The following is a 23,253-nucleotide window of genomic DNA, read 5'->3' on the forward strand; positions in this document are numbered from 1 at the left end:
GACCTTGGGGTCGGCACAGGTTGAACGCGCCCTCCAGCTACACTGTCCATCGAATAGCCGCTGCTGTCCCTCGCCCCTCACAAGAGCAGGACCACCCGCCATGTTCGATATCAAGCAGTATCCCCAGGCCCTGGCCGTCAGCCAGTCCGCCAGCCTCTGCGCCGACGACTATCGCCGCCTCTACCGCCAGTCGGTCGATGACCCCGACACCTTCTGGGCCGAACAGGCCAAACGCCTGGACTGGGTCAAACCCTGGTCAAGCGTGCAGCAATGCGACCTGAACACCGGCAAGGCTCGCTGGTTCGACGGCGCCCAACTCAACGTCAGCTACAACTGCATCGATCGTCACCTGGCCCAGCGTGGCGAGCAGACTGCCCTGCTGTGGGAAGGTGACGACCCCAAGGACTCCAAGGCCATCAGCTACCGCGAGCTGCACCGCCAGGTCTGCCGCCTGGCCAATGCCCTGAAGGCACGCGGTGTGCACAAAGGCGACCGGGTGTGCATCTACATGCCGATGATTCCCGAAGCCGCCTATGCCATGCTCGCCTGCACACGCATTGGTGCCATCCATTCGGTGGTGTTCGGCGGTTTCTCCCCGGATGCCCTGCGTGATCGCATTCTCGATGCCGACTGCCGCACCGTGATCACCGCCGATGAGAGCGTGCGTGGCGGCAAGCGCATCCCGCTCAAGCAGAACGTCGACAAGGCCCTGGCCAGCTGCCCGGCGGTAAGCCGCGTGTTCGTGGTGCGTCGAACCGGCGGCGATGTCGCCTGGAGCGAGGGCCGCGACCACTGGTATCACGAAGTCACCGAAAAGGCCGGCGACGACTGCCCGTCCGAACCGATGGACGCTGAAGACCCACTGTTCATCCTGTATACCTCCGGCAGTACCGGCAAACCCAAGGGCGTACTGCATACCACCGCTGGCTACCTGCTGCAGGCGACGATGACCTTCAAGGTGGTGTTCGACTACCGCGATGGCGAGGTGTTCTGGTGCACGGCCGACGTCGGCTGGGTCACGGGCCACAGTTACATCGTCTACGGGCCACTGGCCAACGGTGCGATTTCGCTGATGTTCGAAGGCGTACCCAACTACCCGGACACCTCGCGCTTCTGGCAAGTGGTGGACAAACACCAGGTGAACATCTTCTACACCGCGCCCACCGCCCTGCGTGCGTTGATGCGTGAGGGTTCGGCACCACTGCAGAGTACCTCGCGCAAAAGCCTGCGCCTGCTCGGCAGCGTGGGCGAGCCGATCAACCCGGAAGCCTGGGAGTGGTACTTCGAAGCCGTCGGGCAGCAACGTTGCCCCATTGTCGACACCTGGTGGCAGACCGAAACCGGCGGCATCATGCTCACCCCACTGCCGGGGGCCCAAAGGCTCAAGCCCGGCTGTGCCACCCAGCCGATGTTCGGCGTGCAACCCGCGCTGCTGGATGAAAAAGGCCAGCTGATCGAAGGCCCCGGCGCCGGCCTGCTGGTAATCAAGGCCAGCTGGCCCGGGCAGATCCGCAGCGTCTACGGCGACCACCAGCGCATGGTCGACACCTACTTCAAACCCATGCCCGGCTACTACTTCACCGGTGACGGCGCCCGCCGCGATGCCGACGGCGACTACTGGATCACCGGCCGCATCGATGATGTGATCAACGTCTCCGGCCACCGCATCGGCACCGCCGAGGTGGAAAGCGCGCTGGTGCTGCACGACAGCGTCGCCGAGGCTGCCGTGGTCGGCTACCCGCATGACCTCAAGGGCCAGGGCGTATATGCCTTCGTTACCCCCATGAACGGCATCGACCCGGACGACACGCTAAAGGCCGAGTTGCTGGCGCTGGTCAGCAAGGAGATCGGCAGTTTCGCCAAGCCGGAGCTGATTCAGTGGGCCCCGGCCTTGCCCAAGACCCGCTCGGGCAAGATCATGCGGCGTATACTGCGCAAGATTGCCTGCAACGAACTGGACAACCTCGGCGACACTTCGACCCTGGCCGACCCAAGCGTGGTACAGGGCCTGATCGACACACGCCTCAATCAATAACGGGCGGCCACTTGCCATGGCCGTCCTGACGCACAGGACGCCATGGAAGCCCTACGCCGACGCATCGAAACCCAGGTCATGAGCCTAACCGGGCTGGCCCTCGGTCAGCTCGACCTCGAATCCCCCAAGGGCGACCCCGGCCTGTTCGGCCCACACAGCATCAGCTGGAGGGTGCATGGTGATTTCCCGAGCATGCTGGTCGGCGGCATCAGCGCCCTGATGCTGCAACTGCTGCACCCGCTGGCCCTGGCCGGGGTGTGGGACCACTCCAATTTCCGCGAAGACCTGCTCGGTCGCCTGCGGCGCACCAGCCAGTTCATCTCCGGCACCACGTTCGGCTCCACCCGCGATGCCGAATGGCTGATCGACAAGGTGCGCACCATCCACTTGCAGGTAACCGGTACCGCGCCGGATGGCCGTCCATATGCCGCCAGCGACCCGGACCTGCTGACCTGGGTGCACGTGGCCGAAGTGAGCAGCTTCCTCGCTGCCCACCTGCGCTACCGCGATCCCCGCCTGTCACGTGCCGAGCAGGACGCCTATTACGCCGAGATCGCCCTGATTGCCGAACGCCTGGGTGCCCGTGGGGTGCCACGCTCCTGCCAGCAGGTCGAGGACTATCTGCAGCAGATGCGCCCACAACTGCAATGCAGCGCACGTAGCCTGGAAGTGGTCGGGATCCTGCTCGAGGCCCCGGCCCCGAGCCGCCTTGCCGAGCCAGTCGGCAAGCTGATGCTGCAGGCAGGCATCGACCTGCTGCCGGACTGGGCCCAGGCCATGCTCGGCCTGCAGCAGGGGCCGCTGCAACGGCGCATGATCCGCCTTGGCCTGCAGCACACAGCACCGATCCTGCGCTGGGCCATGCGCGACGGCTCGGCGCACCGGGCCAGGCGACGCATGGGTATCGAGTGACGGGAAAATGGTCGCCCCAGCGGAACCGATTTAACGTGCCATACTCCAAGCACTCCTGCTTAGACAGACGAAGCGACACATGTACAAAGGATTGACTCGCGCCCTCGGCGCCCTGTTGGCTCTCGTGGCCCTCTACAGCCTGCTCGGCTTCCTCATTCTCCCTGGTGTCGCCTTGCGTATCGCCAACCAGCAGCTGGCGCAATACGCCACCGTGCCGGCGCACCTGCAACGCATCGAACTCAACCCCTTCAGCCTTGAGCTGACAGTGTGGGGCCTGCAACTCGGCGAACCCGGCAAGGAGCAGGTCGGCTTCGAACGGCTGTACGCCAACCTGGCACTCGACAGCCTGTGGAAACGTGCCCTGCACCTGCAGGCGATCGAGCTCGACAAGCCGCGCAACGAGGTGCTGTTCGCCAAGGACGGTACCCTCAACCTGACCCAACTGTTCAAGTTACCTGCCAGCGAACCCCAACCCGAAGCCCCCCCAAGCGACCCGTTCCCGCTGCGTATCGACAGCATCAAGCTCAGTGGCGGCTACCTGCACTTCGAGGATGAGCGCCCCAGCGAGCCGATCGAATTCATCTACGACGACATGAACCTGGAGCTGAAGAACCTCAGCACCCTGCCGGACGACAACGCCGACATGACCTTGGTGGCGCTTGGCCCCAACGGCGGGCGGGTGGACTGGAACGGCACCCTCAGCCTGGCGCCGATCGCCTCGCAAGGCACGCTGAAAGTCACCGACGGCAAGATGAAGCTGTTCTGGCCCTATGTGCGCGATGCCTTGCCCCTTGTGCTCGAAGACGGCGTGGTCAACCTCGACACCCACTACAAGCTCAACCTGTCCAAGGAAACCGAGCTGTTGCTCGACAACACCTCGCTCAAGGTTGCGCCTTTCGCCATCAAAGCACCGGATGGCCGGCCGCTGGTGCGCCTGGCCAACCTGGAGGTGAGCGAGACGTCCATCGACCTGGCCAAGCAACTGGTCACCGTCGGCAAGGTCCGCAGCGAAAAACTGGAAACCTGGGCGGCCCTGGAAAAGGATGGCCAGCTCGACTGGCAGACGCTGTTCGCCAGCCAGCCGGCCAAGCCCTCACCGAAAGAAAAGGCCGAGCCGGCGGCTGCCGAACCGACCGCAGAAGAAAAAGCCGCTAAAGCGCCAAGCAAGCCCTGGCAGGTACTGCTCAAGGACGTGCAGCTGCGCAACTATCAGGTGCACCTCGCCGACCGTAGCCAGAAGGAGCCGGTGGCGCTGGACGTTGGCCCGCTGAACCTCGACATGCAGGGTTTCGACAGCCTCAACCAGTCGCCTTTCACCCTCAAGCTCGACACCGGCATTGGTAAACAAGGCAAGCTGCAGGCGGCAGGTGAAGTGAACCTGGCGCCGGTCACGGCCAAGCTCGATGTCAGCACCCGTGACATCGACCTGCGCGTCGCCCAGGCCTACATCAGCCCGTTCATTCGCCTCGAACTGCGCAGTGGCATGCTCGCCAGCGACCTCAAGGTCGACCTCAAGAGCACCGAACCACTGGCCTTCAGCGTTGCCGGCAAGGCTCAGGTCAACCAGCTGCACACCCTGGACACCATCAAGGGCCGAGACTTCGTCAAATGGCAGCAAGTCAACGTCGACGGCCTGTCGTATGTACACGGTGATGCCTTGTCGATCGACAAGGTGACCCTGCTGCAGCCCTATGCGCGCTTCATCATCAACGAAGACCGCACCACCAGCGTCGACGACCTGCTCATCCCGCAGCCGGCCGGCGCGCCGGCCCGCAGCCCGGCCAAGCCAGGCAGTGCCTCGGGCAGCAAGCCCTTGGGCATCCACATCGGCCAGATCGACATCAACGATGGCTCGGCCAACTTCGCCGACCTGACCCTGACCCCGAACTTCGCCACCGCCATCCAGCAGCTCAATGGCCAGATCGGCACCATCGACAACCGCAAGCCGGCACCGGCCAAGGTCGATGTCAAAGGCAAGGTCGACCGTTATGCCCCGGTCACCATCAAGGGCGCACTCAACCCGTTCAACCCGCTGGCCAGCCTGGATATCGCCACCAGCTTCAAGCGCGTCGAACTGACCACCTTGACGCCCTACTCCGGCAAGTTCGCTGGCTTTCGCATCCGCAAGGGGCGCTTGAACCTCGACCTGCATTACCTGATCACCAACGGCCAGCTCAAGGCCGAGAACAAGGTGGTGGTCGAGCAGCTGCAACTGGGTGAAAAGGTCGACAGCCCGGATGCGGTGGACCTGCCGATCCGCCTGGCGATTGCCCTGCTCAAGGACACCGAAGGGCGGATCTCCATCGAACTGCCGGTTTCAGGTGACCTGAACAACCCGCAGTTCAGCGTCATGCCGATCGTTTGGCAGACCCTGCGCAACCTGGTGCTGCGTGCGGCCCAGGCGCCGTTCAAGTTTATCGGTGGGCTGATTTCTGGTGGCGGCTCGGAAGACCTCGGTACGGTGGCGTTTGCCCCTGGCTCCAGTGAACTCAGTGGCGATGCGCAGTCGACGCTGGACAAGCTCGCTTCCGCCCTCAAGGAACGCCCGGAGCTGCGCCTGGAGATCGAGGGGACCAGCGCGCAGAGCAGCGACGGCCCATTGATTGCCCAGCAACGCCTGGAGCGCGAATACCAGGCGAACTGGTACAAGATCCTGCAGCGTCGTGGTGACAAGGTACCGGCCAATGCCTCGATGCTACAGGTCGATGACAGCGACAAGCCGGCGATGCTCGAAGGTATCTACCGCACCCGCCTGAAGCAGCAGCCACCGGCTGAATGGGAACAACTGAGCCGGGACGAGCGCACCGCCAAGCTGCGCGAGGCGGTGATCAAGTCGTGGGCTGAAAGCACGGCATTGCTGCGCACCCTTGGCCAGGAGCGGGCCAGCAGCATCAAGGACTACCTGGTCGACAAGGGCAAGCTCGAGGATGACCGGGTGTACTTCATCGATACCAACCTGGGGCAGGCTGAGAGCGATGGGCGGGTGGTCACGCCGATGCATCTGGATGCTGAATGAGCGGCGTCAGCCGCCAAGGGCCGGGGCAGGCTTACACCAGACGCTGGCCCGACACCGACGGGTGATACAGCGGCTGCACCTTGTTGCCCGCCGGGTCCAGCAAGTGGAAGCTGCGCGCTCCATCACCATGGTTGAACGGCTTGTCGAGCAAGGTAACCCCACGCGCCTTGAAGTACTGATACCAGGCCTCCAACTCCTCGACGCTATCGACGATGAAACCGTAATGGTCCAGGGTCTGCAGCCCATTGGCCGCCCCTGCCCCACGCCCCAGCGACAGGTTGTCGTTACCGCAGGTCAGGTATACCAGGTCTTCGTTGGCCCGGTTCAGCACCTCCATGCCCATCACATCGACATAGAAACGCTCGCACTCCTCCAGGTTGGGCACCAGCAAGGCAATATGGCGCAGGCCATTCAGGCGACCGGGACGGGCAGGTAATTCGGACATTGGCGAGACTCCATTTTTGTATACAATTCATAATTGAATTTAAAACAAAAGGAGCGCCTTGTGTATAGCCTGTTCATCAAGACCCGCGTCAAACCCGGCTGCGCAGAAGACTTTCTCACCGCCATCAAGGTCAATGCCGCTGCCTCCGTCGCCACCGAGCCAGGCTGCCTGGTGTTCGATGTCTCCCAGGACCGCATCGACCCAGACGTGATCTACCTGTACGAGATCTATCGCGACGACGATGCGTACGAAGCGCACACCCAGACAGCCCATTTCCGCGACAGCCGCCCGTTGGTCGAGCCACTGATCGTCGAGCAGGCGTGCTTTGAAAGCGATGTGATCGCCCGTAACCCGGTGTACTGAGGCCCAATGAAAAAGCCCCGGCAATTGCCGGGGCTTCGCTGCAGGTGGCCAAATCCCTCTGGCCGACGGGACATTCCTTATTCGGCTTTCAAGCCATCAGCCATCACGCTTTTTACGCCTTTGATGTTCTTGGTGATGCGGACAGCTTCAGCCTTTTGCGATTCAGTCACCTTCACGTCAGAAGACAGCGAAACGACACCGTGGCTGGTTTCCACTTTGATATCGCTACCCGGTACGCCTTTCTCGGTCATCAGGTCAGCTTTGACCTTGGTGGTGATCCAGGTATCAGAGCCTTCCTGTTTGGCGTTGTCCACGGTATTGGCAGCCATCATCAGCGGAGCCTGAGTGGCCTCGGCAGCAAAGGCACCGTTGGCCATGGTCAGGGTCAGCGCGGTAGCAGTAGCGGCAGCAATGGCGAACTTCTTCATTTGGGTCACTCCTGTTTGTCGAAAGGTCTGCGCCGTATGTCCTGGCGGCAGGTAAGAGTGTAGCTGCATGTGCTGTGCCAGCTTTTCCGCTTCGCTTGTTCCCTTATAAATCAATAAGTTAGGGAAAATTGACGCTAACGGATGTCGTGCATTTTGCAATCAGGGCGAAAAACCTGCATGCAAGATGCAAGTCCGCAAAAGGTTCCCGAAAGCCATAAAAAAAGGGCCCCGACGGGGCCCTTCTTCTGGTGCGTGTCAGTCGCTTAGACGCCCGAAGCCTTGGCAGCGGCAACGTCTTTGATCGACAGCTTGATACGGCCGCGGTTGTCCACGTCCAGTACCAGCACTTCGACTTCCTGACCTTCTTTCAGCACGTCGGTCACTTTCTCTACGCGAGCGTCGCTCAGCATCGAGATGTGCACCAGGCCGTCCTTGCCAGGCAGGATGTTGACGAAGGCGCCGAAATCGACGATGCGCTCGACCTTGCCGACGTAGATCTTGCCGATCTCGGCCTCGGCGGTGATACCCAGGATGCGCTGCTTGGCAGCGTCTGCCGCTTCCTTGGTCTCGCCGAAGATCTTGATCGAGCCGTCGTCTTCGATGTCGATCGACGCTTTGGTCTCTTCGCAGATGGCGCGAATGGTAGCGCCGCCTTTGCCGATGACATCACGGATCTTGTCGGTGTCGATCTTCATCGCGATCATGGTCGGGGCGTTGGCCGACAGCTCGGTACGCGACTCGCCAATGATCTGGTTCATCTGGCCGAGGATGTTCAGGCGCGCTTCCAGGGCTTGGCCCAGGGCGATTTCCATGATCTCTTCGGTGATGCCGTTGATCTTGATGTCCATCTGCAGTGCGGTAACACCTTTGGCGGTACCTGCAACCTTGAAGTCCATGTCGCCGAGGTGGTCTTCGTCACCGAGGATGTCGGTCAGGACTGCGAACTTCTCGCCTTCCTTGACCAGGCCCATGGCGATACCGGCAACTGGAGCCTTCATCGGTACGCCAGCGTCCATCAGTGCCAGGGAGGCACCGCAGACCGAAGCCATGGAGCTGGAACCGTTGGATTCGGTGATTTCCGAAACCACGCGGATGGTGTACGGGAACACGTCAGCGGCAGGCAGCATGGCCTGAACCGAACGACGGGCCAGACGGCCGTGGCCGATTTCGCGGCGGCCGGCACCACCCATGCGACCACACTCGCCTACCGAGAACGGTGGGAAGTTGTAGTGCAGCATGAACGGGTCTTTCTTCTCGCCTTCGAGGGTGTCCAGCAGCTGGGCGTCACGTGCAGTACCGAGGGTCGCTACGACCAGGGCCTGGGTTTCACCACGGGTGAACAGTGCCGAACCGTGAGTCTTCGGCAGCACACCGACTTCGATGTTCAGCGGGCGAACAGTTTTGGTGTCGCGGCCGTCGATACGTGGCTTGCCGTTGACGATGTTTTCGCGAACGGTGCGGTATTCGATTTCGCCGAAGATGTCTTTGACTTCACCAGCCGAAGGTTGGCCTTCTTCACCGGAGAACTTGGCAACCGCCTGGTCGCGCAGCTCGCCCAGGCGCGCATAGCGGTCGGCCTTGACGGTGATGGTATAAGCCTGGGAAACGGCTTCGCCGAATTCGGCGCGGATGGCGTTGAACAGTTCAGTGTTGGCAACGGCCGGTTTCCAGTCCCAGGTCGGCTTGGCAGCTTCAGCGGCCAGCTCTTTGACAGCCTGGATAACAACCTGGAACTCGTCGTGGGCGAACAGGACGGCGCCCAGCATCTGGTCTTCGGTCAGCTCTTGAGCTTCCGATTCAACCATCAGCACAGCGTCGGAAGTACCGGCAACGACCATGTCCAGGCTCGAGGCAGCCAGTTGCTCGTAGGTCGGGTTCAGCAGGTAGCCGGTGCTTTCGTGGAAGGCAACGCGGGCAGCGCCGATCGGGCCTTCAAACGGAATGCCGGAGATCGCGAGGGCAGCCGAGGTACCGATCATCGCAGCGATGTCCGGATCGGTCTTCTTGCTGGTGGAAACCACGGTGCAGACAACCTGCACTTCGTTCATGAAACCTTCTGGGAACAGCGGGCGGATCGGACGGTCGATCAGGCGCGAGGTCAGCGTCTCTTTCTCGGAAGGACGGCCTTCACGCTTGAAGAAGCCACCCGGGATCTTGCCGGCGGCGTAGGTCTTTTCCTGGTAGTGGACCGACAGCGGGAAGAAACCCTTGCCTGGATCGGCCTGTTTGGCACCGACCACGGTCACCAGCACGGTGACATCGTTGTCGACGGTAACCAGCACGGCGCCGGTTGCCTGACGGGCGATACGGCCCGTTTCGAGAGTAACGGTCGATTGACCGAACTGGAATTTCTTGATTACCGGGTTCACGGTTTCCTACCTTTTTCAGTGGCTCTGGGGGAACTGGTTTCTTGCGAATTCTTGGGCAGAACGGGGAATCGGCCCCATTGACCGTCCAGATACAACACGAGGTTGGGAGCCTGGCTGCTGCGCGGTAAACCGCTCAGCAAAACCAGGCTGCCAACCTCGGAGATACGCGTGGCGTGCCCGACGGCGAAGCTGCAAAACAGCATAGCCGAAGCTTGCGACACGCCATGCACACCACTGACCAGGCCGCTATTAGCGACGCAGGCCCAGGCGACCGATCAGGGCGCTGTAACGAGTGGTGTCTTTACCCTTCAGGTAGTCCAGCAGCTTACGACGCTGGTTAACCATACGGATCAGACCACGACGGGAGTGGTGGTCTTTGTCGTTGGCCTTGAAGTGGCCTTGCAGCTTGTTGATGTTGGCGGTCAGCAGAGCAACCTGCACTTCCGGGCTACCGGTATCGCCGGCGGCTTGCTGGTAATCGGCAACGATCTGAGCTTTTTCTTCAACGCTGAGGGCCATGAGGCTTCTCCAAATTAAACGGATCCCGCAAGCGGGTTCCAATAGGCCAGGGACAAAACCCTGTATTAATAAAATGAGCTGTGACCGTGCCTACTGACAGCCACCCTCGGTCCACCGGTTTCAGCCAAAGCCTCGGCCTGTGGTTTCGGTCATTCCGACCGAATCAGTCGACGCGGCGCAATGCGCCCGTCTTCGCTCACTTCACCGATACCGATGAAGCGACCATTGTGATCCTGTACGCGGACCATGCCGAACTGCGGTGCATCCGGCGCACGCACTGCCTGGCCATGCAGCCAGTAGAAAGCGCTGTGCTCGGACAGGCACACAAGTGGCCAGTCCAGCAGCCCGCTGTCGGACGGCATCAGGAAGCCATCGAGCGCTTCGTTGCCACCTTCGGCATGGGCCTGCTCGAGTTCCTCGAGGGTTACCGTCTGGGCCAGGGCGAAAGGCCCGGCCTGGGTCCGGCGCAGTTCGGCGACATAAGCGCCGCAGCCCAGGGCCTCGCCGATATCCTCCACCAGGGTGCGGATATAGGTGCCTTTGCTGCAGCCAACCGACAACCGCGCACGGGTGCCTTCGCACTCGAGCAACTCCAAGCGGCCAATAGTAACAGAACGCGCCTCGCGCTCCACTACCTCTCCTGCACGCGCCAGTTTGTACAGCGGCTGGCCGTCGCGCTTGAGCGCCGAGTACATCGGCGGTACTTGAAGGATTTCACCGCGAAAACGCGGGATCACGGCTTCGATATCGGCGCGACCAACGGTCACCTCGCGGGTCTGCAGGACTTCGCCTTCAGCGTCCGCGGTGCTGGTAGTCTGCCCCATCTGCATGACCGTTTCGTAGCCCTTGTCGGAATCGAGCAGGTACTGCGAAAACTTGGTCGCCTCACCGAAGCACAACGGCAGCACGCCGGTGGCCAGCGGGTCGAGGCTGCCGGTGTGGCCGGCCTTCTCGGCATTGAGCAGCCAGCGGACCTTCTGCAGCGCAGCGTTGGAGGTGAAACCCAGCGGCTTGTCGAGCAGGATGATGCCGCTGACATTGCGGCGGATACGTTTGACCTGGGCCACCGTTTACTCCTTGGCGTCCAGCTCGTCGGCATCCTTGTGCAGGCGGTCTTCGGCCACTGCACGCTCGATCAGCGCCGACAGGTGGACACCGCGGCTGACACTTTCATCGAAGTGGAAGTGCAACTGCGGCACGCTGCGCAGCTGCATCGAGCGGCCCAGGTGCAGGCGCAGGAAGCTTGCGGCGCTGTTCAGGGCCTTGAGCGACTGCTGCACGGCGTCTGGCGCTTCTTCGCCCATGACGGTGATGAAGACCTTGGCATGGCCCAGGTCGCGGCTCACATCCACGGCGGTGATGGTCACCAGACCGACGCGTGGGTCTTTGACTTCACGGCGGATCAGCTCGGCCAGCTCACGCTGCATCTGATCACCGATACGTTGGGTACGGCTGTATTCTTTGGCCATTCTTGCTACCTGTAACTTAAAGCGGCAAACGCCCGGTGAGGCTGAAGCCTGACCGGGCGCTACCTACTGAGGCGCTGCCCACCGCCCTGCGGCGGGGGCTGGCGCCCTGCTCACCCTTAAAGGGTACGAGCAACCTGGACTTTCTCGAAGACTTCGATCTTGTCGCCGACCTTGACGTCGTTGTAGCTCTTGACGCCAATACCGCACTCCATGCCCGAACGTACTTCGGAAGCGTCGTCCTTGAAGCGACGCAGCGATTCCAGCTCGCCTTCGAAGATCACAACGTCTTCGCGCAGTACGCGGATCGGACGGTTGCGGTACACGGTACCTTCGATGACCATACAGCCAGCGATGGCGCCGAACTTCGGCGAACGGAACACGTCACGGACTTCTGCAACACCCAGGATGTTCTCGCGAACATCGCTGCCGAGCATGCCGGTCAGGGCCTTCTTGACGTCTTCGATGATGTCGTAGATCACGTTGTAGTAACGCATATCCAGACCTTCCTGCTCGACGATCTTGCGCGCGCCGGCATCGGCACGCACGTTGAAGCCGAACAGTACTGCATTCGAAGCCAGCGCCAGGTTGGCGTCGCTTTCGGTGATACCACCGACGCCGCCACCGATCACACGCACCTGAACTTCGTCGTTGCCCAGACCAGCAAGCGAGCCCTGCAGTGCTTCCAGGGAACCGCGCACGTCGGTCTTGAGGACGATGTTGAGGGTCTTCTTCTCTTCCTGACCCATGGTCTCGAAGATGTTTTCCAGCTTGCCGGCGTGAGCACGGGCCAGCTTGACCTCGCGGTACTTGCCTTGACGGAACAGGGCAACTTCGCGGGCCTTCTTCTCGTCGGCAACCACGGACAGCTCGTCACCGGCTTCCGGGGTACCGTCCAGGCCGAGGATCTCGACCGGGATCGACGGGCCGGCTTCCTTCACAGGCTTGCCGTTCTCGTCGAGCATGGCGCGCACGCGGCCATAGTTGGAGCCGCACAGGACCATGTCGCCCTGACGCAGGGTACCGTCCTGAACCAGGATGGTCGCCACCGGGCCACGGCCCTTGTCCAGGCGCGATTCAACGACCACGCCACGACCTGGAGCGGTCGGAGTAGCCTTGAGCTCGAGGATCTCGGCCTGCAGCAGAACGGCTTCGAGCAGTTCGTCTACACCCGTACCCATCTTCGCCGAAACCTTGACGAACGGCGTGTCACCACCCCAGTCCTCGGAGGTCACGCCTTCGACCGACAGTTCGTTGCGGATGCGATCGAGATCGGCGCCCGGTTTGTCGATCTTGTTCACCGCTACCACCAGCGGAACGCCAGCTGCCTTGGCATGCTGAACGGCTTCGCGGGTCTGCGGCATCACGCCGTCGTCCGCCGCCACCACCAGGATGACGATGTCGGTAGCCTTGGCACCACGAGCACGCATCTGAGTGAACGCTGCGTGGCCCGGGGTATCGAGGAAGGTGACCATGCCGCGGTCGGTTTCCACGTGGTAGGCACCGATGTGCTGGGTAATACCACCGGCTTCGCCAGCAGCAACCTTGGCACGACGGATGTAGTCGAGCAGCGAGGTCTTGCCATGGTCAACGTGACCCATGACAGTAACCACCGGCGCACGCGACTCGGTCTGGCCTTCGAACTTCAGCGATTCGGCCAGGGAGTCTTCCAGGGCGGTATCGCTGACCAGAGTGACCTTGTGGCCCAGCTCTTCTGCGATCAGCTGAGCGGTTTCCTGGTCGAGCACCTGGTTGATGGTAACCGGGGTGCCCATCTTGAACATGAACTTGACCACTTCGGCGCCCTTGACGGACATCTGGTTGGCCAGTTCGGAAACCGTGATGGTTTCGCCGATGGTCACGTCACGAATGACGGGGCCGGTCGGGTTCTGGAAGCCGTGCTGGTTACGCTTCTTCAGCTTGCTCTTGCCACCACGGCCACGACGAGCGCCATCGCTCTCTTCGTCGGTGGTGCGCGGTGCGGCGCGAGGAGTCGGAGCCTTTTCCTTCTCCTTGACCTTGACCTTGATCGACACGCGCGGCGCTTCGCCACGACGCTCGCCACCACGACGGTCTTCGTCACGGGTGCGGCCTTCGTTGCGACGGGCTTCGTCCTTCTTGCGCTCGGCAGCACGGGCTGCGGCGTCTTCGGACGCAGGCACGTCGGCGACTACCGGAGCTGGAGCGGCAGCAGGCGCTGGCTCGGCCTTGGCGGCAGGCGCAGGGGCTGGCGCTGCAGCAGCGCTATCGGCTGCCAGACGGCGAGCCTGATCTTCGTTGCGCTGGCGAACTTCGGCGTCAACCTTGTCGCGAGCGGCATTTTCAGCCGCGCGGCGCTCATCCAGCTCACGCTTCTGCTCAGCCTGGACTTCTTCCGGGCTGCGCTGCACGAAAACTTTCTTCTTGCGTACTTCTACGCTGATGCTCTTGCTACCGGCGACACGCAGGGTGCTGGTGGTCTTGCGCTGCAAGGTAATCTTGCGCGGCTCTTCCACCTTGCTCTTGTGGCTGCTCTTCAAATGGGTCAGCAGAGTCTGCTTCTCATTGTCGGTCACTACCTGACCGGCGTCGGTGTGCGGCAGACCTGCCTCACGCATCTGCTGCAGCAGGCGCTCTACCGGTGCCTCGACCTCTTGGGCCAGTTCTTTCACCGTGACTTGCGTCATGCACTTCTCTCCTCAGGCCGCGCCTAATTACTCGAACCAATGGGCTCGGGCGGCCATGATCAACTTGCCGGCACGCTCTTCGTCGATGCCGTCGATGTCGAGCAGGTCGTCAATCGACTGCTCGGCCAGGTCTTCGCGGTTAACCACGCCGCGCACCGCCAGTTCAGCCGCCAGGTCCTTGTCCATGCCCTCAAGGGAGAGCAGGTCTTCGGCCGGGTGGGCGTCTGCCAGTTTTTCTTCGGTAGCGATGGCCTTGGTCAACAAACGGTCCTTGGCTCGAGCGCGGAGCTCATTGACGATATCTTCGTCAAAGCCATCGATGTTGAGCATTTCTTCCAACGGTACGTAGGCAATTTCTTCGAGGCTAGTGAAGCCTTCGTCGACCAGCACTTGGGCCAGCTCCTCGTCGACTTCCAGTTCATCGATGAAATTGCGCAGGATGTCGCCGGTTTCGGCCTGTTGCTTGGCCTGGATGTCCTTCTCGGTCATCACGTTCAGGGTCCAGCCGGTCAGCTGACTGGCCAAACGAACGTTCTGACCGCCACGGCCAATGGCCTGGGCCAGGTTGTCCTCGGCGACGGCGATGTCCATGGCATGGGCATCCTCGTCAACGATGATCGCCGCGACTTCAGCCGGCGACATGGCGTTGATGACGAACTGCGCCGGGTTATCGTCCCACAGGACGATATCCACACGCTCACCGCCCAACTCTCCGGATACGGCCTGGACACGCGAACCGCGCATGCCGATACAGGCACCTTGCGGGTCGATGCGCTTGTCCTTGGAGCGGACGGCGATCTTGGCACGCGACCCCGGATCACGGGATGCAGCCATGACTTCGATAAGGCCTTCAGCAATTTCCGGCACTTCAATGCGGAACAGCTCGATCAGCATCTGCGGCGCAGTGCGCGAAAGAATCAGCTGAGGGCCACGGTTTTCGGTGCGAATTTCCTTGAGCAGTGCGCGCAGGCGCACACCGACCCGGAAGGTCTCGCGTGGAATGATGTCTTCGCGCGCCAGCAAGGCCTCGGCGTTGTTGCCCAGGTCGACGATGACGTTGTCGCGGGTGACCTTCTTGACGGTGCCGGAGATGATCTCGTTGACCCGCTCGCGGTAGGCGTCGACCACCTGGGCGCGCTCGGCTTCACGGACCTTCTGCACGATGACCTGCTTGGCGGTCTGCGCGGCGATACGGCCGAACTCGATGGACTCGATCTTTTCTTCGATCACATCACCGACTTTCGCTTCCGGGTGAGTGTCCTTGATCTTGTCCAGCCAGGTTTCGATCGCCGGATCGTCCAGGTCGTTCTCGTCGACCACGGTCCAGCGACGGAAAGTCTCGTAGCTACCGGTGTGGCGGTTGATTTCCACACGCAGGTCGACTTCGTCCTCAAAACGTTTTTTGGTTGCAGTAGCCAGGGCCACTTCCAGCGCTTCGAAAATGACGCCGGGCGGTACACCTTTTTCGTTGGATACCGATTCAACAACCAGCAGTACTTCTTTGCTCATCGTACGCCTCGCCTTGCGCAAGCCATTGGGCCCGGATAGTCCGCCGGGCCCGGCACGTCTCAGTCAAAACTGGGAATAATATTGGCCTTGTCGATCGAGTCGATCGGCAGCAGGAACTCTTGGTTATCCACCTGGACCACCACATCCTGATCCTCCACACCGCGGAGAAGGCCCTGGAAGTTACGACGACCCTCGAAGGGTGAACGCAGCTTGATCTTCACTTGTTCGCCGGCATGCGAGGCAAACTGTTCCAGAGTGAACAGTGGGCGATCCATGCCTGGAGAGGAGACCTCAAGGGTGTATTCGCTGCTGATCGGATCTTCCACATCGAGGATCGCGCTGGCCTGACGGCTGACTGCTTCGCAGTCGTCCACCAGGATGCCGTCTTTCTTGTCGATATAGATGCGCAGTACCGAATGCTTACCCTGGGATACGAATTCGATCCCCCAGCACTGATAGCCCAGACCCTCGACCACCGGGGCCAACAAGGCCTGCAACTGTTCTAGCTTGCTCGACACCTGAACCCCCTCGTGCATGCTGTGCAAATAAAAAATGGGCGAAGCGCCCATCCCTGAAAGCGCCGTAGGACAACGACGCCGTAAATTTTGTTCGGCTAGCAAAAAGCCCCTGAAAAGGGGCTCCGCTGAAGCTGGTTGCGGGGGCTGGATTTGAACCAACGACCTTCGGGTTATGAGCCCGACGAGCTACCAAGCTGCTCCACCCCGCGACAAAGCTGGGGCGAAAGTATAAGACTTAACCTGCTTATGGGTCAAACCCAAACCTTCACCTGCAAGAAAGCCCGCTAAAGCGGGCTCTCAAGCTTCAATTGGTACCGAGAAGGGGACTCGAACCCCTACACCCTATGGGCACAACCACCTCAAGGTTGCGTGTCTACCAATTCCACCACCTCGGCAATACTACATTTGAAACCCGTTACTTCTGCTCTTCGGCTGGAGGAGGAACATCACCTTTAGGGGCGGTGTCACTCTTCTGCTCCTGGAGCACCGGTACATCATCATTAACTGCCGGTTTCTGCGGCTCTTTCACTTCAAGCACTGCTGGATCTGGAAGACCTGCTTGGCTAAGCTGGTGAGCTTGTTGCTTCGCGAAGTATCCTAACCCAAGTGCTGTCAAAAAGAAAGTGGCAGCGAGTATTGCAGTCAATTTACTCAGGAACGTTGCAGAGCCTTGGCTCCCGAACACGGTATTAGAGGCACCCGCGCCGAAAGATGCACCTGCTTCCGCACCTTTACCCTGTTGAAGCAGAACCAGCACTACCAGCGAAAGCGCTGCCAACAGATGAAAAACAACGATAACTGTTTCCAGCATTTGTTCAGTTTCCTGCGGCGCGACAAATTGCACCGAATTCGTCTGCGTTCAGGGACGCTCCACCAATGAGCCCCCCATCGATATCCGGCATGCCGAACAGTTCGGCCGCATTGGCCGCCTTCACGCTGCCGCCGTAGAGAAGCTGCACATTCGCGGCAACTTCGGCGTCTTCGGCCGCCAACTGAGCACGGATGGCTGCATGCACATCCTGAGCCTGCTGAGGCGAAGCCGTCAAACCTGTGCCAATGGCCCAAACCGGCTCATAGGCGATTACAGCATTGGCAAAAGCCTTAACACCGAACGCGTCGATGATACTGCTTAGTTGACCCCCGACAACTTCGAGTGTCTTGCCTGCCTCGCGCTCTTCGAGAGTCTCCCCTACGCAGAGCACCGGCATTAAACCACTAAGTTGAGCGGCTGCAAACTTCTCTTTCAGCACTTCTTCACTTTCGCCGATGATCTGGCGACGCTCGGAGTGGCCAATCAAGACCAACTTGCAACCCGCTTCAACCAACTGACTTGGTGCAACTTCACCGGTCAGCGCGCCCTCTTCGGGCTTTACCGCAGAATTCTGTGCTCCGACAGTGATCCCCTTGCCCTTCAGCCCATCAACCACTTGATTGATGAACAGCGTTGGCGGGAACACTGCGACTTCAACACCATTTGGCACCGGCATGTTGCCCAGGCCCAGGATCAGCTCAGCGACGCTGGCGCGGGTACCGTGCATCTTCCAGTTACCAGCTACCATAGGGCGACGCATGCTTTACCTCGTCGGTCAAAGTGGGCGCAGATCTTACCCAACCCGATCTGCGCTGGCAAGCCTCTTTCAGGCACAAACTTCTGCGACCAGCTTGGCCAGGGTTTCGGCATGGCCACGCACCTGGTTTTCGTCGTCACCTTCGACCATCACCCGCACCAAAGGCTCGGTGCCGGACTTGCGCAGCAGCACACGCCCACGCCCAGCCATGGCCTCAGTGACCTTGGCACTGGCTTCCTTGACGGCCGGATGCGCCAGGGGATCAACCTTGCTAGCACCGAAACGCACGTTGATCAGCACCTGCGGGCATTTGCGCAGGGCCTGACGCGCCTGCGCCAGGGTCTCGCCGCGGCGTTTGAGCGCCATCAGCACCTGCAGCGCGGCAATGATCGCATCACCGGTAGTGGTGTGGTTGCAGCACACGACGTGCCCCGAGTTCTCACCACCCAGCAGCCAGTCGCGCTCGAGCAACTCGGCCATCACATAGCGATCGCCGACCTTGGCCCGCACGAACGGAATGTCCAGGTCCTTGAGCGCAAGCTCCAGGCCCAGGTTGCTCATCAACGTGCCAACTACGCCGCCTTGCAGCTTGCCGCGCTCATGCAGGTCACGAGCGATGATGAACAGCAGCTCATCGCCATCGACGATGGCCCCGGTGTGATCGACCATCAATACCCGGTCACCATCGCCGTCGAAGGCAATGCCCAAGTCGGCATGCCCCACCAGCACGGCAGCCTGCAACGATTCGATGTGGGTCGAACCGCAGCCCTCATTGATGTTCAGGCCATCCGGCTGTGCATGCAGCACGGTCACATCGGCACCAAGCTCGCGGAATACGCTCGGGGCAACCTTGTAGGTGGCACCGTGGGCGCAGTCGACCACCAGCTTGAGCCCGTCGAAGCTGGTGCTGCTCGGCACGCTGCTTTTGCAGAATTCGATATAGCGACCAGCCGCATCGTTGATACGGGAAACCTTGCCCAGCTTGCTCGACTCGACCACGGTCATTGGCTGATCGAGCAACTCCTCGATCATCAGCTCGACTTCGTCGGGCAGCTTGGTGCCCTGGCCGGAGAAGAACTTGATGCCGTTGTCGTCGTGCGGGTTGTGCGAAGCACTGATGACGATGCCAGCCTCGGCATGGAAGGTGCGGGTCAGGTAAGCGATGGCCGGCGTCGGCATCGGCCCGAGCAGCATCACATCAGCCCCCGCTGCAGACAAGCCGGCTTCGAGCGCAGACTCGAACATGTAACCGGAAATACGCGTGTCCTTGCCCACCAGCACGCGGCAATGGCCCTGCTTGCGGAAGGCCATGCCGGCAGCCCAGCCCAACTTCAGCATGAAGTCCGGGGTGATCGGAAATTCGCCGACGCGGCCACGGATGCCGTCGGTACCAAAGTATTTTCTGCTCATAGGGACTCCAATGTTCTTATTCGGCGTTCTGTACCGCGGCAATCATGCGCACCACATCGACAGTCTCGGCCACATCATGGACGCGCAGGATACTGGCCCCCTTGGTCATGGCCAGAGCCGCCAGCGCGAGGCTGCCGTACAGTCGCTCACCGACCGGACGATCCAGCGTCAGGCCGATCATGCTCTTGCGCGAAACGCCCACCAGTAGTGGGCGCCCAAGGCGATAGAGCGCTTCCATGTGCTTGAACAGGCTGAGGTTGTGCGCCAGTGTCTTGGCGAAGCCGAAGCCTGGATCAAGAATGATTCGTTCGGCAGGGATGCCCGCTGCTGCGCAGGCGGCCATCCGCTGTTCAAGATAGCGCGTTACGTCGGCAGTCACATCTTCGTAATGCGGATCGTCCTGCATGTTCCCCGGCTCGCCACGCATGTGCATCAGGCATACCGGTAAGCCGGTATCCGCCGCCGCATCCAGGGCGCCATCGCGCTCCAGGGCTCGCACATCGTTGATCAGGCCAGCACCCAGCCGCGCCGACTCGCGAATCACCGCAGGCGTTGAGGTATCCACCGAAATGACCACATCGAGACGGCTGTTGATGGCTTCGACCATCGGCGCAACGCGCTCCAACTCTTCGGTCACGGAAACTGCACGCGCACCGGGGCGAGTCGACTCACCACCGATATCGATCAGCGTGGCGCCCGCCGCAACCATCGCCTCGGCATGACGCAACGCTTCATCGCGCTGGCTGAAACGGCCACCGTCGGAGAAGGAATCGGGAGTGATATTCAGGATACCCATGACATGGGTACGGGAAAGATCAAGAACCCGGTTGCCGCAAGGCAACCGGGTCGGGTACAGCTCTGAGCTCATAAGTGCCCTTAGTGTTGAGCCGCTGGGCCGCCGATTGGCGATTCCGGGCGATCATTCTGGGCAGTCGGGGTGCCCGAATCCTTGTCGTCATCCCAATCACGGGGTTCGCGCGGAGTGCGGCCAGCCATGATGTCGTCAATCTGATCGGCATCGATGGTCTCATACTTCATCAGCGCTTCCGTCATCGCCTCGAGCTTGTCGCGATTGTCGATCAGCAGCTGCTTGGCAGTGGCATAGCACTGATCGATGATGCTGCGCACTTCGGAGTCGATCAGCTTTGCCGTCTCGCCGGAGACGCTGGCGTGCTGGCTGGCAGCACTACGACCGAGGAACACCTCGCCCTCCTCTTCCGCATACATCAGCGGACCGAGCTTTTCCGACAGGCCCCACTTGGTCACCATGTTACGAGCGATCTGACTGGCTCGCATGATGTCGTTGGAAGCACCGGTGGTAACGCCATCGAAGCCCAGGGTCATCTCCTCGGCGATCCGGCCACCGTACAGGGAGCAGATCTGGCTGATCAGCGCACGCTTGGACAGGCTGTAGCGGTCTTCTTCCGGCAGGAACATGGTGACACCCAGGGCACGACCACGCGGGATGATCGAAACCTTGTAGACCGGATCGTGCTCAGGCACCAGGCGACCGACAATAGCGTGACCGGCCTCGTGATAGGCGGTGTTCCTTTTCTCCTTCTCGGACATGACCATGGTCTTGCGCTCGGCGCCCATCATGATCTTGTCCTTGGCCAGCTCGAACTCTTTCATCTCGACCAGGCGCTTGTTGGAGCGGGCGGCGAACAGCGACGCCTCGTTGACCAGGTTGGCCAGGTCGGCACCGGAGAAGCCCGGGGTACCACGGGCAATGACCGCCGGGTTGACGTTTTCGCCGACCGGCACCTTGCGCATGTGTACCTTGAGGATCTGCTCACGCCCACGGATATCCGGCAGGCCGACCACGACCTGACGGTCGAAGCGACCAGGGCGCAGCAGCGCAGGGTCGAGCACGTCCGGGCGGTTGGTGGCGGCAATGACGATGATGCCATCGTTCATTTCGAAGCCATCCATTTCCACCAGCAACTGGTTGAGGGTCTGCTCGCGCTCGTCGTGACCACCACCCATGCCGGCGCCGCGGTGGCGACCCACGGCGTCAATCTCGTCAATGAAGATGATGCACGGCGCGTGTTTCTTGGCCTGTTCGAACATGTCACGAACACGGCTGGCACCGACACCGACGAACATCTCGACGAAGTCGGAACCGGAAATGGTGAAGAACGGCACCTTGGCTTCACCTGCAATGGCCTTGGCCAGCAGGGTCTTACCGGTACCGGGCGGGCCGACCATCAGCACGCCACGCGGGATGCGGCCACCCAGGCGCTGGAACTTGCCTGGGTCACGCAGGAATTCGACCAGCTCACCAACCTCTTCCTTGGCCTCGTCGCAACCGGCGACGTCAGCCAGGGTGGTCTTGACCTGGTCTTCGGACAGCAGGCGCGCCTTGCTCTTGCCGAAGCTCATCGGCCCGCCCTTGCCGCCTGCACCACCTTGCATCTGGCGCATGAAGAACATGAACACGGCGATGATCACCAGGATCGGGAAGCTCGCGACCAGCAACTGAGTCCAGATGCTCTGCTGTTCAGGCTGCTTGCCTTCTACGACCACATGGTTGTCGACCAGGTCGCCGATCAGGCCATTGTCGGTGATGGCCGGACGCACGGTCTTGAAGTTGTCCCCGTCGGCGCGCTTGCCGGTAATGATGTAGCCGTCGACGGTCACACGCTCGACCTTGCCATCCTTGACCTGCTGGATGAAGTCGGAGTAGTTGAGGGTCTGCGGCTCGTTAGGGCTGGAGAAGTTGTTCATCACTGTCACCAGGACAGCTGCGATGATCAACCACAGGATCAGATTCTTTGCCATGTCGTTCAATTCGCTACCCTCTGAGGCCGGCGCACGACGCAGCCGTGCCTCGCATGATATTCATCGCCCTAACTTACTACATTACCTACGCATCCGCAGGCACCGTCTGTAACCCTTTGTGAAACCTAGACTACACGAAGTTCGGACGATCCAGACGGGGCAGCCGATTGGAAATAACTATCAGCCACCACGTGTCACGCCTTTCAAACGCCTTTGAAACCTTTGCCCAACAGGTACTGCTCGCGAGAACGGTCCCGCGAAGAGGACGGCTTGCGCATTTGTACCTTGTCGAACTTGGTGCGCACGTCCTTCAGGTACATATCGAAGCCTTCGCCCTGGAAAATCTTGATCAGGAAATCACCGCCAGGCTTCAGTACGCGGGTTGCCAGATCCAGGGCCAGCTCGCAAAGGAACATGGCGCGCGGCATGTCCACTTCGGGCGTACCACTCATATTGGGGGCCATGTCGGAAATCACAAGGTCTACGTGCGAATCGCCGACCGCCTGCAAAATCTGCTGGAGCACCGCGTCATCGGTGAAGTCGCCCTGAATGAAGGTCACATCCGGGATCGAGTCCATTTCCAGGATGTCAGAAGCGATCAGGCGGCCCTGGCCACCAATCAGACGACTGGTCACCTGTGACCAGCCACCCGGGGCCGCGCCGAGGTCGATTACACTCATGCCAGGGCGGATCAGACGGTCCTTTTCCTGGATCTCAAGGAGCTTGTAGCTCGCACGCGAACGGTAGCCATCCTTCTGTGCCTGTTTCACAAAAGGATCGTTGAAATGCTCTCGCAGCCAGTTTGCGCTGCTTTTGGAACGTTGTACCACGGGGCACCTCGATGATATGCGTCGTGATTGACTGGGCGGAGCCGGTGGCCCTCGGGTAAAATGCCGGTCAATTTTACAGAATCAGACGGAAAGGGTCAGATTATGCCGCTCAATAACGAGCAGAAGAAGCAATACAAGTCCATTGGTCATGACCTGAAGCCGGTCCTGATCGTTGCTGGCAACGGTTTGAACGAAGGCGTGATCGCCGAATTGGAGCGTGCACTGGTCGATCACGAACTGATCAAGGTCGAAATTCGCTCGGAAGATCGCGAAGAGCGCGCCGCCGTCATTGCCGAACTGTGCAAGGCCGGCCGTGCCGAACTGGTGCAGACCATCGGCAAGAAGGCACTGATCTATCGCAAGAATCCGCAGCCGAACAAGCAGCTGTCCAACATCCACCGTTACAAGTGACGGTGGC

General features: G+C 60.9%; 20 protein-coding genes and 2 tRNA genes. 5 read left to right on the forward strand and 17 right to left on the reverse strand.

Going from position 1 to position 23,253, the window contains the following annotated elements; all coding sequences use genetic code 11:
- The first annotated feature begins 100 nt into the window (after positions 1-100).
- The 3 genes from acs (at position 101) to ABE528_RS06145 (ending at position 5,963) form a co-directional block, all read left to right on the forward strand.
- The gene (acs, locus tag ABE528_RS06135; protein WP_346652452.1) at positions 101-2,035 is read left to right on the forward strand and encodes an acetate--CoA ligase; all 1,935 of its coding nucleotides are present in this window, start codon (positions 101-103) and stop codon (positions 2,033-2,035) included.
- Between the two features lie 42 nt (positions 2,036-2,077).
- Positions 2,078-2,947: an oxygenase MpaB family protein gene (locus ABE528_RS06140; protein ID WP_346652453.1), complete on the forward strand. Its 870-nt coding sequence runs from the start codon at positions 2,078-2,080 to the stop codon at positions 2,945-2,947.
- A 79-nt stretch (positions 2,948-3,026) separates the two neighbouring features.
- Complete coding sequence (locus ABE528_RS06145) at positions 3,027-5,963, forward strand: DUF748 domain-containing protein (RefSeq protein WP_346652454.1); 2,937 nt, start codon at positions 3,027-3,029, stop codon at positions 5,961-5,963.
- Positions 5,964-5,994: 31 nt separating this feature from the next.
- Here the strand turns inward: ABE528_RS06145 and ABE528_RS06150 are convergent, their stop codons facing one another.
- Entirely contained in the window at positions 5,995-6,408 is a 414-nt protein-coding gene (locus ABE528_RS06150; RefSeq protein ID WP_054885629.1) for a VOC family protein, read from the reverse strand.
- A gap of 60 nt (positions 6,409-6,468) precedes the next feature.
- Here ABE528_RS06150 and ABE528_RS06155 point away from each other — a divergent pair, with 60 nt between their 5' ends.
- Positions 6,469-6,771 (forward strand): putative quinol monooxygenase, encoded by a 303-nt coding sequence (locus ABE528_RS06155; protein WP_346652455.1) that lies wholly within the window; start codon positions 6,469-6,471, stop codon positions 6,769-6,771.
- 77 nt (positions 6,772-6,848) lie between these two features.
- Here ABE528_RS06155 and ABE528_RS06160 read toward each other — a convergent pair whose 3' ends face one another.
- The 16 genes from ABE528_RS06160 to rlmE all read right to left on the reverse strand — a co-directional run bounded on the left by ABE528_RS06160 (position 6,849) and on the right by rlmE (position 22,835).
- Positions 6,849-7,199, reverse strand: a complete 351-nt coding sequence (locus tag ABE528_RS06160) for a BON domain-containing protein (RefSeq protein WP_152955890.1) — start codon at positions 7,197-7,199, stop codon at positions 6,849-6,851.
- A gap of 263 nt (positions 7,200-7,462) precedes the next feature.
- Positions 7,463-9,568 (reverse strand): polyribonucleotide nucleotidyltransferase, encoded by a 2,106-nt coding sequence (gene pnp / locus ABE528_RS06165; protein ID WP_346652456.1) that lies wholly within the window; start codon positions 9,566-9,568, stop codon positions 7,463-7,465.
- A 249-nt stretch (positions 9,569-9,817) separates the two neighbouring features.
- Positions 9,818-10,087 carry a 30S ribosomal protein S15 gene (gene rpsO, locus ABE528_RS06170; RefSeq protein ID WP_016391796.1) on the reverse strand — a complete coding sequence of 90 codons (270 nt, stop codon included), beginning with the start codon at positions 10,085-10,087 and terminating at the stop codon, positions 9,818-9,820.
- Between the two features lie 149 nt (positions 10,088-10,236).
- Positions 10,237-11,154: a tRNA pseudouridine(55) synthase TruB gene (gene truB / locus ABE528_RS06175; RefSeq protein ID WP_346652457.1), complete on the reverse strand. Its 918-nt coding sequence runs from the start codon at positions 11,152-11,154 to the stop codon at positions 10,237-10,239.
- 3 nt (positions 11,155-11,157) lie between these two features.
- A complete protein-coding gene (gene rbfA / locus ABE528_RS06180) occupies positions 11,158-11,556 on the reverse strand; it encodes a 30S ribosome-binding factor RbfA (protein WP_152955891.1) in 399 nt (132 codons plus the stop codon).
- A 116-nt stretch (positions 11,557-11,672) separates the two neighbouring features.
- Complete coding sequence (infB, locus tag ABE528_RS06185; protein WP_152955892.1) at positions 11,673-14,219, reverse strand: translation initiation factor IF-2; 2,547 nt, start codon at positions 14,217-14,219, stop codon at positions 11,673-11,675.
- A 27-nt stretch (positions 14,220-14,246) separates the two neighbouring features.
- The gene (nusA, locus tag ABE528_RS06190; protein ID WP_152955893.1) at positions 14,247-15,728 is read right to left on the reverse strand and encodes a transcription termination factor NusA; all 1,482 of its coding nucleotides are present in this window, start codon (positions 15,726-15,728) and stop codon (positions 14,247-14,249) included.
- Between the two features lie 59 nt (positions 15,729-15,787).
- Entirely contained in the window at positions 15,788-16,246 is a 459-nt protein-coding gene (rimP, locus tag ABE528_RS06195) for a ribosome maturation factor RimP (protein ID WP_346652531.1), read from the reverse strand.
- Positions 16,247-16,378: 132 nt separating this feature from the next.
- A tRNA-Met gene (locus ABE528_RS06200) sits at positions 16,379-16,455 on the reverse strand.
- Between the two features lie 100 nt (positions 16,456-16,555).
- Positions 16,556-16,641 (reverse strand) — tRNA-Leu (locus tag ABE528_RS06205).
- A 20-nt stretch (positions 16,642-16,661) separates the two neighbouring features.
- Positions 16,662-17,057, reverse strand: a complete 396-nt coding sequence (secG, locus tag ABE528_RS06210; protein WP_110639658.1) for a preprotein translocase subunit SecG — start codon at positions 17,055-17,057, stop codon at positions 16,662-16,664.
- A gap of 4 nt (positions 17,058-17,061) precedes the next feature.
- Complete coding sequence (gene tpiA / locus ABE528_RS06215) at positions 17,062-17,817, reverse strand: triose-phosphate isomerase (RefSeq protein WP_346652458.1); 756 nt, start codon at positions 17,815-17,817, stop codon at positions 17,062-17,064.
- A 66-nt stretch (positions 17,818-17,883) separates the two neighbouring features.
- The gene (gene glmM / locus ABE528_RS06220) at positions 17,884-19,224 is read right to left on the reverse strand and encodes a phosphoglucosamine mutase (RefSeq protein WP_346652459.1); all 1,341 of its coding nucleotides are present in this window, start codon (positions 19,222-19,224) and stop codon (positions 17,884-17,886) included.
- A gap of 16 nt (positions 19,225-19,240) precedes the next feature.
- A complete protein-coding gene (gene folP, locus ABE528_RS06225; protein ID WP_346652460.1) occupies positions 19,241-20,092 on the reverse strand; it encodes a dihydropteroate synthase in 852 nt (283 codons plus the stop codon).
- An 8-nt stretch (positions 20,093-20,100) separates the two neighbouring features.
- Positions 20,101-22,005 (reverse strand): ATP-dependent zinc metalloprotease FtsH, encoded by a 1,905-nt coding sequence (ftsH, locus tag ABE528_RS06230; RefSeq protein WP_152955897.1) that lies wholly within the window; start codon positions 22,003-22,005, stop codon positions 20,101-20,103.
- Between the two features lie 203 nt (positions 22,006-22,208).
- A complete protein-coding gene (gene rlmE / locus ABE528_RS06235) occupies positions 22,209-22,835 on the reverse strand; it encodes a 23S rRNA (uridine(2552)-2'-O)-methyltransferase RlmE (RefSeq protein ID WP_060509365.1) in 627 nt (208 codons plus the stop codon).
- Positions 22,836-22,937: 102 nt separating this feature from the next.
- Here rlmE and yhbY point away from each other — a divergent pair, with 102 nt between their 5' ends.
- The gene (yhbY, locus tag ABE528_RS06240; protein ID WP_027917692.1) at positions 22,938-23,246 is read left to right on the forward strand and encodes a ribosome assembly RNA-binding protein YhbY; all 309 of its coding nucleotides are present in this window, start codon (positions 22,938-22,940) and stop codon (positions 23,244-23,246) included.
- Positions 23,247-23,253: the final 7 nt, after the last annotated feature.

Origin of the sequence: Pseudomonas sp. TWI628 (genome assembly GCF_039673865.1) — a bacterium.
In the GTDB taxonomy this organism is placed as follows: Bacteria; Pseudomonadota; Gammaproteobacteria; order Pseudomonadales; family Pseudomonadaceae; genus Aquipseudomonas.

Excerpts from the sequence above, each read along its gene's own strand:
- acs (WP_346652452.1), top strand. The coding sequence starts at position 101 with ATGTTCGATATCAAGCAGTATCCCCAGGCCCTGGCCGTCAGCCAGTCC.
- ABE528_RS06140 (WP_346652453.1), top strand. The coding sequence starts at position 2,078 with ATGGAAGCCCTACGCCGACGCATCGAAACCCAGGTCATGAGCCTAACC.
- ABE528_RS06145 (WP_346652454.1), top strand. The coding sequence starts at position 3,027 with ATGTACAAAGGATTGACTCGCGCCCTCGGCGCCCTGTTGGCTCTCGTG.
- ABE528_RS06150 (WP_054885629.1), bottom strand. The coding sequence starts at position 6,408 with ATGTCCGAATTACCTGCCCGTCCCGGTCGCCTGAATGGCCTGCGCCAT.
- ABE528_RS06160 (WP_152955890.1), bottom strand. The coding sequence starts at position 7,199 with ATGAAGAAGTTCGCCATTGCTGCCGCTACTGCTACCGCGCTGACCCTG.
- rpsO (WP_016391796.1), bottom strand. The coding sequence starts at position 10,087 with ATGGCCCTCAGCGTTGAAGAAAAAGCTCAGATCGTTGCCGATTACCAG.
- rbfA (WP_152955891.1), bottom strand. The coding sequence starts at position 11,556 with ATGGCCAAAGAATACAGCCGTACCCAACGTATCGGTGATCAGATGCAG.
- infB (WP_152955892.1), bottom strand. The coding sequence starts at position 14,219 with ATGACGCAAGTCACGGTGAAAGAACTGGCCCAAGAGGTCGAGGCACCG.
- nusA (WP_152955893.1), bottom strand. The coding sequence starts at position 15,728 with ATGAGCAAAGAAGTACTGCTGGTTGTTGAATCGGTATCCAACGAAAAA.
- secG (WP_110639658.1), bottom strand. The coding sequence starts at position 17,057 with ATGCTGGAAACAGTTATCGTTGTTTTTCATCTGTTGGCAGCGCTTTCG.
- tpiA (WP_346652458.1), bottom strand. The coding sequence starts at position 17,817 with ATGCGTCGCCCTATGGTAGCTGGTAACTGGAAGATGCACGGTACCCGC.
- glmM (WP_346652459.1), bottom strand. The coding sequence starts at position 19,224 with ATGAGCAGAAAATACTTTGGTACCGACGGCATCCGTGGCCGCGTCGGC.
- folP (WP_346652460.1), bottom strand. The coding sequence starts at position 20,092 with ATGAGCTCAGAGCTGTACCCGACCCGGTTGCCTTGCGGCAACCGGGTT.
- ftsH (WP_152955897.1), bottom strand. The coding sequence starts at position 22,005 with ATGGCAAAGAATCTGATCCTGTGGTTGATCATCGCAGCTGTCCTGGTG.
- yhbY (WP_027917692.1), top strand. The coding sequence starts at position 22,938 with ATGCCGCTCAATAACGAGCAGAAGAAGCAATACAAGTCCATTGGTCAT.